This is a genomic window from Terriglobus roseus (assembly GCF_900105625.1).
GTDB lineage: Bacteria > Acidobacteriota > Terriglobia > Terriglobales > Acidobacteriaceae > Terriglobus > Terriglobus roseus_B.
This window is the reverse complement of the sequence record NZ_FNSD01000001.1, coordinates 1,368,924-1,383,204: the sequence shown is the minus strand read 5'-3', so window position 1 is coordinate 1,383,204 and position 14,281 is coordinate 1,368,924. Positions and strand designations below refer to the sequence as shown.

Annotated in this window: 18 protein-coding genes; 6 read left to right on the top strand and 12 right to left on the bottom strand. The window is 60.2% G+C overall.

The genetic code is table 11. The annotated features are described in order from the left end of the window. Positions 1 to 24: 24 nt before the first annotated feature. From BLW03_RS05550 to mqnC, 4 genes are all read right to left on the bottom strand, one after another. A complete protein-coding gene (locus tag BLW03_RS05550; RefSeq protein ID WP_244502192.1) occupies positions 25 to 1,581 on the bottom strand; it encodes a cellulose synthase family protein in 1,557 nt (518 codons plus the stop codon). Between the two features lie 188 nt (positions 1,582 to 1,769). Next, a complete protein-coding gene (locus BLW03_RS05545; RefSeq protein ID WP_074652718.1) occupies positions 1,770 to 3,155 on the bottom strand; it encodes an aminopeptidase P N-terminal domain-containing protein in 1,386 nt (461 codons plus the stop codon). Between the two features lie 24 nt (positions 3,156 to 3,179). Then, positions 3,180 to 3,554, bottom strand: a complete 375-nt coding sequence (locus BLW03_RS05540; RefSeq protein ID WP_074652717.1) for a VOC family protein — start codon at positions 3,552 to 3,554, stop codon at positions 3,180 to 3,182. Between the two features lie 2 nt (positions 3,555 to 3,556). After that, positions 3,557 to 4,603, bottom strand: coding sequence for a cyclic dehypoxanthinyl futalosine synthase (gene mqnC / locus BLW03_RS05535; protein ID WP_074652716.1), 1,047 nt, complete (start codon positions 4,601 to 4,603; stop codon positions 3,557 to 3,559). A 176-nt stretch (positions 4,604 to 4,779) separates the two neighbouring features. Between mqnC and BLW03_RS05530 the strand changes: the two genes are divergently transcribed. After that, the gene (locus BLW03_RS05530) at positions 4,780 to 5,634 is read left to right on the top strand and encodes a GAF domain-containing protein (protein ID WP_074652715.1); all 855 of its coding nucleotides are present in this window, start codon (positions 4,780 to 4,782) and stop codon (positions 5,632 to 5,634) included. Here BLW03_RS05530 and BLW03_RS05525 read toward each other — a convergent pair. The 4 genes from BLW03_RS05525 to aroE form a co-directional block, all read right to left on the bottom strand. Beyond that, positions 5,589 to 5,798, bottom strand: coding sequence for a DUF3565 domain-containing protein (locus BLW03_RS05525; RefSeq protein WP_212733142.1), 210 nt, complete (start codon positions 5,796 to 5,798; stop codon positions 5,589 to 5,591). The genes BLW03_RS05530 and BLW03_RS05525 overlap by 46 nt on opposite strands. After that, on the bottom strand, positions 5,798 to 6,190 hold the full coding sequence (locus BLW03_RS05520) for a hypothetical protein (protein ID WP_074652714.1): 393 nt from the start codon (positions 6,188 to 6,190) through the stop codon (positions 5,798 to 5,800). The genes BLW03_RS05525 and BLW03_RS05520 overlap by 1 nt, the downstream gene beginning before the upstream one ends. 28 nt (positions 6,191 to 6,218) lie before the next feature. Beyond that, positions 6,219 to 6,698, bottom strand: coding sequence for a vitamin K epoxide reductase family protein (locus BLW03_RS05515; protein WP_074652713.1), 480 nt, complete (start codon positions 6,696 to 6,698; stop codon positions 6,219 to 6,221). A gap of 160 nt (positions 6,699 to 6,858) precedes the next feature. Further along, positions 6,859 to 8,397: a shikimate dehydrogenase gene (gene aroE, locus BLW03_RS05510; RefSeq protein ID WP_074652712.1), complete on the bottom strand. Its 1,539-nt coding sequence runs from the start codon at positions 8,395 to 8,397 to the stop codon at positions 6,859 to 6,861. Positions 8,398 to 8,500: 103 nt separating this feature from the next. On the opposite strand from aroE, the gene BLW03_RS05505 reads away from it, so the two are divergent. Genes BLW03_RS05505 through cyaY form a run of 3 tightly spaced genes read left to right on the top strand, consistent with a single transcriptional unit; the run spans position 8,501 to position 9,723 of the window. Beyond that, positions 8,501 to 9,004: a single-stranded DNA-binding protein gene (locus BLW03_RS05505; RefSeq protein WP_074652711.1), complete on the top strand. Its 504-nt coding sequence runs from the start codon at positions 8,501 to 8,503 to the stop codon at positions 9,002 to 9,004. Continuing rightward, a complete protein-coding gene (locus tag BLW03_RS05500) occupies positions 9,005 to 9,373 on the top strand; it encodes a sulfite exporter TauE/SafE family protein (protein WP_074652710.1) in 369 nt (122 codons plus the stop codon). A gap of 20 nt (positions 9,374 to 9,393) precedes the next feature. Then, complete coding sequence (gene cyaY / locus BLW03_RS05495) at positions 9,394 to 9,723, top strand: iron donor protein CyaY (protein WP_074652709.1); 330 nt, start codon at positions 9,394 to 9,396, stop codon at positions 9,721 to 9,723. A 138-nt stretch (positions 9,724 to 9,861) separates the two neighbouring features. Here cyaY and pgeF read toward each other — a convergent pair whose 3' ends face one another. From pgeF to cyoE, 4 genes are read right to left on the bottom strand one after another with little or no spacing between them, the layout of a single operon-like run. Then, the gene (gene pgeF / locus BLW03_RS05490) at positions 9,862 to 10,680 is read right to left on the bottom strand and encodes a peptidoglycan editing factor PgeF (RefSeq protein ID WP_244501971.1); all 819 of its coding nucleotides are present in this window, start codon (positions 10,678 to 10,680) and stop codon (positions 9,862 to 9,864) included. A gap of 15 nt (positions 10,681 to 10,695) precedes the next feature. After that, positions 10,696 to 10,923, bottom strand: a complete 228-nt coding sequence (locus tag BLW03_RS05485) for a hypothetical protein (protein ID WP_074652707.1) — start codon at positions 10,921 to 10,923, stop codon at positions 10,696 to 10,698. A gap of 23 nt (positions 10,924 to 10,946) precedes the next feature. Next, positions 10,947 to 11,522 carry a DUF420 domain-containing protein gene (locus BLW03_RS05480; RefSeq protein WP_074652706.1) on the bottom strand — a complete coding sequence of 192 codons (576 nt, stop codon included), beginning with the start codon at positions 11,520 to 11,522 and terminating at the stop codon, positions 10,947 to 10,949. Positions 11,523 to 11,529: 7 nt separating this feature from the next. Beyond that, positions 11,530 to 12,480: a heme o synthase gene (gene cyoE / locus BLW03_RS05475; RefSeq protein ID WP_074652705.1), complete on the bottom strand. Its 951-nt coding sequence runs from the start codon at positions 12,478 to 12,480 to the stop codon at positions 11,530 to 11,532. Positions 12,481 to 12,605: 125 nt separating this feature from the next. Between cyoE and BLW03_RS05470 the strand changes: the two genes are divergently transcribed. Then, positions 12,606 to 13,247 (top strand): GntR family transcriptional regulator, encoded by a 642-nt coding sequence (locus tag BLW03_RS05470; protein WP_074655790.1) that lies wholly within the window; start codon positions 12,606 to 12,608, stop codon positions 13,245 to 13,247. A gap of 18 nt (positions 13,248 to 13,265) precedes the next feature. Beyond that, complete coding sequence (locus tag BLW03_RS05465; RefSeq protein ID WP_074652704.1) at positions 13,266 to 14,231, top strand: sugar phosphate isomerase/epimerase family protein; 966 nt, start codon at positions 13,266 to 13,268, stop codon at positions 14,229 to 14,231. The last annotated feature ends 50 nt before the right edge of the window (positions 14,232 to 14,281 follow it).

Here is a 14,281-nt window from a genome sequence, read left to right as displayed (position 1 = left end):
TTTGTGAGTGTAACGCCGCTGTCGTCAGATGCCGACAGGATAAGGCTTCTCGTGAATCTCTGCGCCTGAGCCGCCACCGCGCTCGAACCTGCCCTGCAGTAGGCTCAGCAGACCGGTGTACCAGTAGCCGAGCACGAAGAGCAACAGGAACGGCACGGTGAAGTAGTTCTCGCTGCTGACCGCGTACCAGACCGTGAAGGCGAAATAGCATCCGATGGCCAGTTCGATCCATGGGATGATGCCCAGCCGCTTGCGATACTTCTTCGCGGCGACATTGCTCTCACCCTTCTTACTGACGCGGTACTTCGGCGTGCGAGCAAACGCACTCTTGATGCCGAACAGCGCTTCCATTACAGCCTTGGTATTTGTGATGGTCAGGCCAACTCCAAGCGCCATCAGGAACGGCAGGTACAGGATCGTCTTGTACCAGGTCTTTGGAAACAGCTCACGCTGGCTGGTGAGATAGAAGCTGCTGATGGACATGGTGCTGGCCATGAAAAGCGGGAAGTCGATGAGCAGCATCTGCACCCAACCCTGCCAGCTGCGAATGATCATCGCCGGCATCAGCAGCACGCTAAGCACGATCATCAGCGGATAGCTCAGGTTCGCCGTCAGGTGATACCAGGCCTCCAGCTTGGTGTGGAAGGGGGCATCGCTCTTCAGTACCCTGGGGAGAATCTTCTTGCCAGTCTGGATCAGACCCTTCGCCCATCGCGCCTGCTGCGTCTTGAACGCGGTCATCTCAATGGGCAATTCTGCGGGGCATTCCACGTCCTGCAGGTACTTGAACTTCCAGCCCTTCAACTGTGCCCGGTAGCTGAGGTCAGTGTCTTCGGTCAGCGTGTCGTGCTGCCACCCTCCGGCTTCATCGATAGCGGCACGGCGCCACATGCCTGCGGTGCCGTTGAAGTTGAAGAAGACCCCCGCGCGTGACCGTCCGCCATGCTCCAGCACAAAATGGCCGTCGAGCAGGATTGCCTCAACCTGCGTCAGGAAGCTGTAATTGCGATTCAGGTGCGTCCAGCGCGTCTGCACCATGCCCACACCGGGCTCGGCAAAGTGGTTGATCACCTTCGCCAGCCAATCGACTGGCGGCACAAAGTCTGCGTCGAAGATGGCGATCAGCTCGCCCTTTGCCGTCTTCAATCCGGCATCCAACGCGCCTGCCTTGTACCCGTAGCGGTCTTCGCGGTGCAGGTAGTAGATGGGCTGCGGAGCAAGTCCCGCTGTGCCCGCGGCGTAGCGGGCAACGATCTCTCCCGCCACTTGGTGCGTCTCGTCCGTCGAATCGTCCAGTACCTGGATCTCAAAGCGGTCGCGTGGGTATTCAATGCGGCAGCAGGCATCGACCAGGCGATCGATCACGTATTGTTCGTTGAAGATCGGCAACTGGATCGTGACGAAGGGTAGGTCTGCATCCGCAAAGAGCATCGGCGGATTCAGGCTCGTCGCTTCCTTCTTTTTATTGCGGTAATACAGCCACACCAGCTGGTACCGGTGAATGCCGTAGAACGCCAGGATGACCATCACGATGAAGTACGGCACCAGCAGCCAGATATCGAAGGTGTTCCACCGATACATTCCCCGGAAGGTCGCCGCGCTTTTGCCGTAGTAGTGCGAGCTTAAATAGTGTTGCAACCCGCGCTGCTGCAGCAGCAACGTTACGGCAAGCGTGTGGATGGTCGTGAACAGATGGCGCTCCGGCGGCAGGGAATCAGGTCTGTTCGATTCTACCGGACTGACCTGTAAATCCCAGATGTCGTCGCATGCTACTTGCCGCGCATTGCGGCTTCTACCTCTTCGGGCGTGTGGGGGAGATTGGCGCTCATGTTGACCAGCTTGCCGTTGGCATCGACGTAGAAGGTGTCTTCGATGCGCACGCCGAGGTTTTCTTCCGGGATGTAGATGCCGGGTTCGATCGTGATGACATCGCCGGGACCGAGCACCTTTGCGCCGAGCATGCCGTCATGCACATCGATGCCGACGCTGTGGCCGAGGCCGTGGATGAAGTACTTACCCAGAGGTTCGCCGTTTAGGTCCTTGCCGTGCGTATTGATGTACTCGAATGCCGCGCGGTCGAGCGATGTGTTGTCCGGTCCAGTGCGCTGAGCGAGGGTTCCTGGTGTCGATTTGCCGCTGACGAATGCCGCCTGAGCCGCCTGCTGCGCACCCAGAACGATGTTGTAAATTTCGCGCTGCCGGGCTGTGAAGTGACCGTCCACCGGCATCGTTCGCGTGATATCCGCGGCGTACATGCTGTACTCGCAGCCGGCGTCGATCACAACAAGATCACCCTTTCGCATGACACGGTTGTCGTCGGAATAATGCAGTTGCGTCGAGAACGGCCCCGACCCGACGATCGAAGCGTAGGAGGTGCGTTCGCAACCCTGGGCGCGCACCTTCGCATAGAACTGGCCCTCGATAACATTCTCGCCAAGGTTGGGCTTGATGTTCTTCATGGCTTCGCGATGCGCCGCGACAGACGCGTCGGCAGCCTTCTGCAACAGACCAAGCTCAAAGGCAGACTTGGTCTGCCGCTCCAGCATCAGCGGCGACAGGACGTCGTGAAGAGGCAGCGTGGTGCCCATGCCCAGGCTTTGCGATAGCAGCGTCATGGTCGCGGTGGCCTGCGGCACCGTGGGGTCGCCATAGATCAAGCCGGCACGTCGGCCATAGTTATGCTGAACGTCCCCATGGGTCACGCGATCGAGTTCGGCAACCAACTGCGACATGGGCCGCACCTCATCCACACCGGCGGCCTTGGCTGCGTTGGGATCGGTGTTGTCCAGCTTGCGGCCGGTATAGCCTTCCATGCGCAGGTTTCGCGTGGGCAGGAACAGGATTTCGCGATAGGCCTCGGCAGGCTGCACGCCGGTCGTGGCATTGCCCGCCTCAGGCAGCGCAGCCTCGATCAAAAGCGCTGCACCGGGTTCCGTCCAGCCGGTCAGGTAGTAGAAGCTCGAATCCTGACGGAAGGGGGTGAAGTCCAGCAGCGGCTCCTCTGCCGCGAAGAACATCGCAACACCGCCGTTCAGCTTCGAGGCAAGGGCGACGCGGCGTGCGTGTAATTCCTCCGCAGATGGCTTCTCAAGGGCGGGCGCAGCGAGCGAGAATAACCCGAGCAGGGCAGGCAGGAGCAGTGAAGAACAGCGCATGGCGAGATTGTAGTCGTTCAGTCTTTAGGCGTACTGCGCCACTTCAACCAGGTTGCCATCCGGGTCGCGGAAGTAGATCGACTTCATGGGCCCCAACGCACCGTTCCGGCTCACCGGACCTTCCACGACTTCGATGCCCGCAATCGCAAAGCGCTGCTGGACTACCTCTAGAGGGACAGCAGCAATGAAACAAAGATCACTCGAACCAGGAGTGGGCCGCGCCGCCTTGGGATCGAAGGTGTGGCCCACCTGATGCAAGTTGATCTTCTGCTGACCAAACTTCAGCGACCAGCGACCGTCCTTCTCAACCGCCTCGAACTCTAGGGCGCGCTTGTAAAAGGAGACGGTCGCCGGGATGTCGGCGACCGTTAGAACAAGATGATCAATGCGATCAATCATGACTAGTTGAGGAACATTGTTCGGTAGAGCGTGTCCCGCTGAGCCGGCTTGAACCCTGCGTCGCGGATGATGCGTCGCAGCTCTTCCTCGGTGGTGCAGTTGGCGGTGCCTGCTGCCTTGACGACGTTTTCCTCCAACATGACGGACCCGACATCGTTGCCGCCGAAGCGTAGCCCCATCTGCAGCACCTTGAGACCCTGCGTGACCCACGAACTCTGCACGTTCTCGATATTGTCGAGGTACATGCGGCTGATCGCCAGCGTCTTCAGATACTCGACCGACGTAGCCTCATCCCACCCGCGACCGCCCAGTGCCGTATGGCCCGGTTGAAAACTCCACGGGATGAAAGCGGTGAAGCCACCCGTCTCTTCCTGCAGCTGCTTCACCACTTCAAAGTGATTCACACGCTGCTCCATGGTTTCGCCGACGCCGAACATCATGGTGGCGGTGGTGCGCATGCCCAGTTCGTGTGCGGTCCTGTGAACGTCCACCCAATCCTGTGTGCGGCACTTCAGGCGCGCGATGCGCTTGCGAACGTCATCGTCGAGGATCTCCGCGCCGCCGCCGGGAATCGATTGCAGACCGGCATCGCGGAGACGCATGATGGTGTCGCGCAGGCTGATCTCGGAATATTCGGCAATCGCGAGGATTTCACTCGCCGACAGGCAGTGCAACCAGATGTTTGGGAAGCGTTCTTTGATGCCACGGAAAAGAGATTCAAACCATTCGATCTTCAGATCGGGGTGGATGCCACCCTGCATCAGGACGCCGGTGCCACCCATCTCTTCGGTTTCGCGAATCTTGTCGTAGATCGTCTCGAAATCAAGGATGTAGCCTTCCGCCGCCAGCTTGCCTTTTAGCGGCCGGTAGAAGGCGCAGAAGGTGCAGTATTCCGTGCAAAAGTTGGTGTAATTGATGTTGCGGTCGATGATATAGCTGACCACGCCCTCGGGGTGCAGACGGCGACGCACCGCGTCCGCCTCCATGCCAATGCCGATCAGATCGTCGCTGGCGAAGCAGTCCAGCGCCTGTTGCCGCGTGATTCCCATAACCATCATTTTACGCCCCCGGGAATGGTCGGGAAGAATGTCCGATTACGTTCAGTATTTGCTTGAAGTCAGATTCTCCCGGTGCCAAACTAGAAGAAGTTCGCAGCCAGTCGATGTTCCCGTCTGAGCGTCCCGTACCATCCCCCTTACCCCCACGGAACCAACGGAGACAGACAGTGGTCGAGAACGCTTCCTTCACTGAGGAAACCGGTCTTGAGGTCTTTGACCTGATCGGAAACGCCGAATTTGAGGCGCGACGGATCCAGGGTCGTGACGATGCACGGCAGGTTCTTGGCCTGCAGCGGCTCAGCCGCGCCTTCGTTGAGAATCCCGAGACCATCCTGCAGGAACTTGTGCACGTTGCGGTGGAGCTGTGCGGAGCCGACAGTGCGGGTATCAGCGTGGAGCGCGAGGGTGGCACGAAGGACAACTACTATCACTGGATTGCGGCGGAAGGCGTGTATGCGGGCTTCTTGGATGCCATGCTGCCGCAGTATCCCAGCGCCTGCGGCATCTGCCTGGAGCGCGGCCAGCCGCAGCTCTTCCGCGTCGGCAAGCGGTTCTTTGACATCCTGGGCGTAGAAGCACCTCCCGTGACGGACGGACTGCTGCTGCCCTGGCACACAGAAGACACGCGCGGGACCATCTACGTGATGGCACACAGGCGCACAGAGGCCTTCGACCGTAACGACCTGCGCGTGATGACGACGCTCGCCGACTTCGCAGCCATGGCTCACCGCCACCAGCGCCAGCAGACGAAGCTACTGCAGCAGGCTCGCCGTGCTGCCGCTGCATCCATGGCCGACGGGCTCGCACACAAGATCAACAATCCGCTTCAGAGCCTGACCAATCTCGTCTTCCTGGCGCAACAGGAAGGGGACGAAGTTGGCGCGCGCGAACTTGCAGAGCAATTGATGCCTGATCTGCAGCGTCTGACCGGGCTGGTTAGCCAGCTACTCGCTGTGCCTTCGGCTGCAATTGCGCGTTATGCGAGCGAATCTGCGACGCAGGCTACGCAGCCCAGCCTGTAACCCAGCATCCCCGCTCTGCCTTCTTGTGTAAGCACCCATGGTCGTAACTGCCACGGCGGATCGTGCCGCACATGTTGTGCGTGCCCGCAGGCAAGCTCAGCGACCCAGTGGCCGTGCGTGTCCTTGTGAAACCCCGTGATCGGCTGCAGGATCGGTTTCGACATCAGCGCCGGAAGAGCATTACGATCACGACAACCAGGATCAGTAACATCCCTGCAGCCAGCAAGCGCACCATCGTGTGTGTTGCCACAAGCTGCTGCTGCAGACCCGCAAGCTGCGATGCGCGCTCATCGCCAGACGCTTTCAGCCGACGAACTTCCTCCGTCAGCTCACGCAGAATTGCCGTCTGTTGTGCAAGCTCGGTCTCGGTCTCTGAACGGCTTGCAGCCGCCGTTGCGATCAGGTGCTGCTTCAGATCGGTCGAGATCCGCTCCAGAGCGGCCGTATCATCACGACCGGCGATCCGTCCGCCCACATAGCTCTCAAGCATCGGCGCGATACGGTTCAGAAGCGGCAGCAGCCGCTTCAACATTGCAAGAACTTCGAGCCATCCCATGCGCCGATTCTAAGCGTACGATCGGTTTTCAGATCGCTCGAATGTGCAGGCCTTCGCGAGCGTCGCGTTTCCGGCTCATCCACAGGTTGAGACTGGAAAGCAGCAGCAGGACCGCAAGGATGCACTGCGACCAGACGCAGTAGATGCACCACTTCTCAAGAATGTACTTCTCGAGAAATGTGAGGATCAGCGCCAGGAAGAAGCCGATCTGACTCACCTCGAAGGTCAGGAAGTCCAGCTTGAACAGAGCCAGCAACACAATCGCGGCATAGCCTGCGATGCCTCCGACCGCTACGGGTAGATGCCCCTTGCTGTTCAGATCTTCGTCAAAGCCGCGTGGCGGAAAGACGGCGAAGCGCGAGTGATTCACCGCACCGCAGTCCCAGTGTTCGCTGACGGCACACGGCGGCGCTGCACCGGGGTCCTGCAGGTGGACGCGCAAGGCCAGCACGGAGACGACAAGCCCGCCAAGGGCAAGCAGAGCAATCAGAAGACGAAGGGCACGCATACCCGTTTGACGATACCGGCCCGCATTGGCTCGCGGCAAGCTGCATCGATTCCACGAACATCGCTCTGGCAAGAGTGTGCCGTATGAATCCACTGCGTTGAGGGATGACCCGGGTGTGGACGCTAAGCGGTGATTGCGATCCCTAAAAGGCTGGTCACAGTTACGCGCCCAGCGCTTCCCGCACAACGCGCATCATCTCGCCTTCCGGCGCTGTGTGCTCGGTCCAGAGTTCGAACTGCCGCACACCCTGCTCCACAAACATGGCGATGCCCGGAATGATATCGATGCCACGGGTGCGCGCTGCAGAGATCAGCGGCGTCTCGATCGGGTTATAGACAAGGTCGAAGAAGACACGGCAGTTCATCTCTGCCTCTGTGATGGGCGCGTCCAAGGTCTGACTGCGCATGCCGTACGGTGTGCTGTTGATGATGGCATCGAAATGGGTCTGCGCAAGCGTTTCCCGTGTCTGAACGTGCGAGCCCGACTCCGCCCCCAGCATCTCTGCCCGGCTCGTCGTCCGGTTCAGCAGCCACACCTCTGCACCGCGCTCCTTCAAACCGAAGACTGCCGCCCGCGCGGCGCCGCCGGCGCCCAGCACCAGTATGCGAGCGCCCTCCAGCTGGATGCGTCGCGCAAGCGGACCGACGATGCCGCCAACATCCGTATTGAAACCGGCCAGCTTGCCATCGCGATGCCGCAGAAGGGTGTTGCACGCGCCGGCCTGCTCAACCGTCGTGTCACGGAAAGCCAGCAACGGCATTACAGCTTCTTTCAGCGGCATGGTGATACTCAGGCCGTGGATATCGAGCCGTACCACGACGTCATGCAACTCTGCGGCGTCGCTTGTCTCCAGCGGCAGGTACACAGCATCCATGTCGGCGTCCGCTAGAGCCGTGTTGTGCATGCGCGGTGACATCGATCCGGTGATGGGCTGGCCAGCGACCGCGTAGATCGCCGTCTCAGAAGAGATCTTCTCGACGCGGTAAAGATCCCGCAGAACACTCAGGCTGACCTGTCCCGGCGCCGTGCCGCCGTGGCCATCCGCAGAAGCGAAGGTAAAAACCGATCCGAAGCGCGGTCCAAGAACACGCGTCAGCACGCCCTTGAATCCCATGCTCATGGCAACCAGGTCTCCGTTGCCGCCGTGCTTCTCCAGCAGATCGATCAACGTCAGAGCATCGTGCAAAGTCTGCGCCGTCGGCACGATCTTGTACATGTCTGGAGCGAAGGGCCGCATGCGGTCCAGCACCGGCTCCAGGGCAGGTGTAGAGGTGAAATCGTGCCAGCTCAGGATCACAGCGGCACCCGCGCCACGCATTGCTTGAAGCGATGCGTCGCCGAGTTCCTCTGCTGTTTCGACCTCCATGTCGACGAGGCTGCAACCGGCGAGCGCGGCCTCTCGCAGGATTGCGATCTGTTCCTCTGCCGTACCTTCGAAGTCGCCCCCAAAGGCTGTGCGACGGCAGGTTGCCACCACTGTTGCCCTTCTATTCCCAAAGAGGAACTGACGCAAGGCAGGCAGCATGGCGGCTGGATCTGCGACGGAGTCAAGACGGAATTCCACAAACGGGTTTGTCCTCACCGTATCCGCGGCCAGCGCGATCATTTCATCGCCTGAGACGGCCACGCAGACATGACCGGCGCTTGCCGGGATTGTCGCCGTCCGTGTGTTTTCTGCTGTATCGAAAGGTGCCGCCATGAGCCAGATGCTACCGGTAGGACCGGACCGGTGCAACCAACCGGGCGCGGCAGACCCGCGTTCTGCTACCCTTTGGTTCACGGATTCGAACGGGAGTAGAGCAATGGCTAAGGGCGTTAATAAGGTGATGTTGCTGGGCAATGTGGGCAAAGACCCCGAGATGCGCGCGACGCAGGGTGGCATGGTGATTGCCAGCTTTTCATTGGCCACGGCGGACCGCGCCAAGGACGCGACAGGGAACTGGGTCGACAAGACCGAGTGGCACAACCTGGTCTGCTTCGGCCGCACCGCGGAGATTGTCCGCGACTACGTGAAGAAGGGATCGCAGCTCTTTGTCGAAGGCAAGATCCAGACCCGCTCCTGGGACGACAAGGAAAGCGGTCAGAAGAAGTACCGCACGGAAATTCTCGTGAACGAACTGTCCCTGCTGGGCGGTCGTGGCGAGGGTGGCAGTGCCGGTGGCAGCGGTCAGTACAGTGGCGGAGCATCGCGTAGCGGGGGCAACAGCTACGGTGGCGGCAACACCGCCAGCTTTGACCAGCGCACGCCTGCTGGCGCCAATGACTACGCTGGCGAAGGCATCACGGACGACGACATCCCCTTCTAAATGAGCCTCTTTTGGATGCTGGGTGGTCTCGCTCTCGGCATAGCGGTTGGCAGTGTTTCCGGTCTGATCGGCCTAGGGGGCGGGGTGTTTCTTATCCCCGCCCTCACGTTCTTCTACGGCATGTCCCAGAAACGTGCGCAGGGCACGTCCATCGCGACGCTGCTGCTGCCTGTCGGTGCGCTGGCGTTCTGGAGCTATTACAAGCAGGGTCACGCCGATCTAAAGCTGGCTCTTTTCATTGCAATAGGCTTTACCATAGGCGGCTGGTTCGGCGGGCAGTACGCGCAGCATCTGTCAGACACTGCTCTGCGGCGAGGTTTTGCCTTGCTCCTGGTCGCGCTGGCGGTCAAGCTCTTCATGCAACGCTGACGGACGGTTAGACTAAGCCAATGATCGACGAACAGACATTCCGCCGCGATGCCGATCGCGCTCTCGAAGAACTTAAACAAAGCCTCATCGACGCAGAAGAAGATGGCGGTTTTGAAGTGGAGGAGAACAGCGGCGTGCTCAACGTCGTCTTCGACGATCCGAAGGGCAAGTTCGTCTTCACGCCCAACACACCGGTGCGCCAGATCTGGATCTCCGCACTGTCTACCAGCTTCAAGCTCGAATGGGTGGATGGTGACTTCGTGCTGCCCAAGAGCGGGGAAGACCTCAAGACGCTCTCGCAGCGCCTGCTGCGCGAGCACACCGGCGACAACGACATCAGCTTAGGGTAGCCCCACATAGGGTTGTTTACTCAGGAAGCGGGGCCCCATTCCTGCGCGCACTTTGCGCATGAATGGGATGCGATGCTTCAGGATGCAAGGACACGTACACCGCTTTGCGTGTGTACGGGGCACCCCGTGAGTTGCTGCTTATATCGGTCTTAGTCCGATCGCCGCCATCATGCGGCCGGTAAATCCCTTCTCCGCACGATGCGAGAAAAAGCGACCCGTGCTGGTCGCGGTGTCCAGCCCGAGAACATGGATGTTGGCACGCTCCAGGCCCGCTTCCAGCAACTGCCGCTGGTTGGCCTCCCAGAGATCCAGGAACAACTGCGCGTCCCGCACCTGAAATAGTTCTTCCGAGTAGGCAAAGGCCGTAGCAAACTCGGTGCGCAGATCCTCGCTGACGGCGTAGCTCTCCGGCCCGATGCCCGGTCCAATGGCCGCGATGATATCGGCAGGATCGCTGCCGTAGAGCCGCTGCATGGCAGTCGCAGTCGACTGAGCAATGCGGGCTGCCGTGCCGCGCCAGCCCGCGTGGACCGCCGCCACTGCGCGCTTCTTCGGGGCGAAGAGAAGTACGGGAATGCAGTCGGCGACCTGTACTGTGAGCAACATGCCCGGCACGTCCGTCATCAGGGCATCACCGCAGCCCGTTGCCGGTTGGGTAAAATCCTGCGCTCCCTCTTCTTCGGAGGCGAGCACGACAAGATCGGGTGAGTGGATCTGACGGAGGAGGCCGAAGCGTTGGAAGTCTTCCGCGCCTAATGTCTGCACAAACCGCCTGCGGTTTTCCGCGACGCTGGCCGGTTCGTCATCCTTCGTGAAGCCGAGGTTCAGGTCGCCCGGGCGATAGCACTGCGAAAGACCACCGATGCGTGTGGAGAAACCATGCGCCAGTGCCTCCTGAGCAGAGAACGCAGACACAAGTACCGGCTTAGGGTCTTCGGGAAGACAGGTTTCGCTCACGCTGCAATTTTAAGGTCAGTCGGTGCGGCTACGGTCGCCCGACCACTTGGCGATGCCCAGTATCAGGAAGAAGCTGCCGGCAGGCAGGCAACAAAGCGCCACCAGCAGGGCAAACCATCCCACCGTGCCGTGTGGTCCGTGCGAGGTCATGCCACCGCTGGCGTACACAGCCGCAGCGCACACAAAGCCAATCACGACTGTTGTGACGGAAAAACGCAGAATCGAACGGGTATCGCGGCGCATAGTTCCTTTGATCGAGGTTGCGCTCATCCGTGCACAACGGCCTGGATCACAGCTACCAGAACGCCTGTTACCGAGACGTATAGCCAGATTGGAAAGGTCCACCGCGCAATCTTGCGATGCTGCTGGAAGCGCTGGGACAGCGAGAAGAAAAACGTGATCAGGATCAGCGGCAGCGCCACGACGGACAGGCTGATGTGCGATAGCAGCATCCAGAAATAAAAGTTCCAAAGCGCGCCGACGTGCGCGATCGGCAGGCGGTACTCACCATGCAACGCATGGTTGGCAATGTAAGACACGAGGAACAGTGTGGAGAAGACGAAGGCGGTAAACATCGCCGCGCGGTGCTGCTTGATCTTGCCGACCTTCACGTAGACAAACCCGATGACCAGCGCGATAGCAGAGAGCCCATTGAAAAGTGCATTCAGCGATGGCAGAAAGAGCAGTTTCGTGTGGTTCGTATCCGCTGGCGCGTGGTAATAGACCAGCCAGAAGAGAAACAGGCTGGCGACCGCAGAGACGCCAAGGATTGCCGCAATGATCGATGGCGGCGTCTTGAGGCGTTCCGGCGCGGGAATGGGGCGTGAATCGGTTGCGGTCATCGGTTTCCTAAAAGAAGATGCGGCCGTGCGCGTTCAAGATCATGGCGGCCAGTAGCAGCGGCAGGTAGATGACGCTCACCTTCAGCAGGTCGCGGGCTATCTTGCGGGATTCTGCCGGCGGCAGGTCTCGCGTGATGCGTGTGAAACGAAGTGTGTAATAGAGATACGCGATGCCAAGTACAAGCGCCGCCGCACCGTAGGCCCACCCGCTGGTACCCAGCCACACGGGCCAAAGACTCACCGGGATCATCAGTACGGCATAGAACAGGGCCTGAGCCGCGGTGGCGAGGCCGCCCGGTTTGGCGACAGCCGTTACGCGGATGCCGGCCTTGGCGTAGTCATTCCGGTACAGCCAGCCAATAGCCTCAAAGTGAGGGAACTGCCAGACAAACAGGATCGCAAAGAGCGCCACGGCTGGCCACTCGATGAATCCACGCGCGGCCGTCCATCCGATCAGCGGCGGCAAAGCACCGGGAAATGCGCCGACAAAGGTCGCAGCCATGCTCATGCGCTTCAGTGGCGTGTAGATGGCGACGTAGCCAATTGCCGTCAGCAGCGTCAACATGCTCGTGATCGGATTCGTTGTCAGGGCAAGCACCACCGACCCAATCGCAATGCACAGCAGGCCGATGATCAGGCCATGCGCAAATCCCAGCCGCTTCGCTGCCAGGGGTCGCGATTGCGTGCGAGGCATCAGAGCATCGGTGCGACGCTCAATGACCTGGTTCAGTGTGCTGGAACCGGCGGTGACGATGGACATGCCGACCATCGCCCATACAAACTGCAGGTTCAGCGGGCTGATGCCCGATCGCAGCGACCCAAGGTAGAACCCCGCGGCAGCAGTAATGATGACCATCAACGTAACGCGCGGCTTGAACAACTCGACGTAGTCCGTCACGATCGTCGATGGCCGCCTAAGAGCGGCGCGTGCGTCCGGGATTGGTGCTGCGGTAACCATAGTGGACCTGACATCAAGGATAGCGCAGCGCGGCGGCATGGGTTGCACTGTTCACGGAGTGAAATGCACGTACTTTGCCGGTGCCAACCGCGCCTTTTCTGCTTCTCTTCCGGGATAATGCTGAAATGTCTTTGAGCAGGAACGGCATCCAGCGTGAATCCATGGCGGATCGAGTCAAGCATGAGCTTCTCAGCCGCATCATGGACGGTCGTATGGCGCCTGGCACGCGCATTGTGGAATTGCAGATCGCCGACGAGATGCAGACCAGCCAAGGCCCCGTCCGCGAGGCACTGCGCGAACTGGAGGCCATGGACCTCATCATTACGGAGCCTTACAAAGGCACAAGAGTCCGCGAGCTGACGCCAAAAGAGATCGAGGACGCCTACGACGTCCGCGCCGCGCTGGAACAGCTTGCCGCCGAGCTGGCCGCGCCGCACTTTAAGGATAATGTGGCCGATCTGCGCAAGGCAGCAACCGCCGTGCAGACCGCGGCAAAGCGCAAAGATCAGCGTGCCTACGGAATGCACGACGTGAAGTTCCATCGCATGATCGTAGAGGCAGCCAATAACCGTGCTCTGTTGCGCGCCTGGGAGGCGCTTGCGTATGAGGTTCGTATCGCGACCCGCTTGGGGAAGGCGCACATCGATCTGCTTGCCGCGCAGGAGGTGCATTGGCATATGATCGATGCGCTGGAAGAGGGCGACGGCAAAGTAGCCGGGCGAATGCTCGCGGAGAATGTGGTCGCTGCGTTTCACCAGCACAAATAACGCAAGAGGTATGTTGTCTTGAAGCTTGGCCTGTTCACAGCACTATTTGGATCGCTCAACTTTGACGAGCTTTTGGAGGAACTGAAGCGCTACCCCGCCATCACCGCGGTGGAGCTCGGCACCGGCAACTTCCCGGGCGCAAGCCACGTGGATCTGGAGGGGCTGCTCACCGGAACGTCCACCTCGATGACCTTCGGCAGGCGCATTGCCGACGCTGGACTTACGATCAGCGCGCTGTCGTGCCACGGTAACCCCATCCATCCCCGCGCGGACATTGCGGCACATGACGATGACATCATTCGCAAGACCATCCTGTTGGCCGAGAAGCTCGGCGTGCCGGTGGTCAATACCTTCTCCGGTTGTCCGGGAGGTGCGCCCGCGGACGTTACGCCCAACTGGATTACCGCTGCTTGGCCGCCCGAGTACGCCGAAGCGCTCGATTGGCAGTGGAACGAGCGAGTCATCCCGTACTGGCAGAAGACTGCGGCCTTTGCTGCGAATCACGGGGTCAAGATCGCGCTCGAAGCGCACCCCGGCTTCGTCGTTTACAACCCGGAGACACTGCTGCGTCTGCGCGCCGCGGCAGGCCCTTCGCTTGGCATCAACTTTGATCCAAGCCACATGTGGTGGCAGGGCATCGATATTCCGACCGCGATCGCGGAACTGGGCGAGGCCATCTTCCACTTCCATGCGAAAGACGTTTACGTCAGTCCCGGTAACAAGGCACGCAACGGCGTGCTCGATACCAAGAGTTATCGCGACATGGCTGCACGCTCCTGGCTCTTCCGCTCTGTCGGCTGGGGACACAGCGAGATCGAGTGGAAGGGCATCGCCTCCGCGCTGCGCCTCGCCGGGTATGACTACGTCATCAGCATCGAGCATGAGGATGCGCTGACCTCCATCCACGAAGGCTTGTCCTCCGCCATCAACATGCTCTCGCGTGTGTTGATCACCGAACCTGCCGTTGTGCCGTGGTGGACCTAGGTCTGCACATCGATCGATAGAGCAAGAGCGAGCCAAGCGGCTCGCTCTTT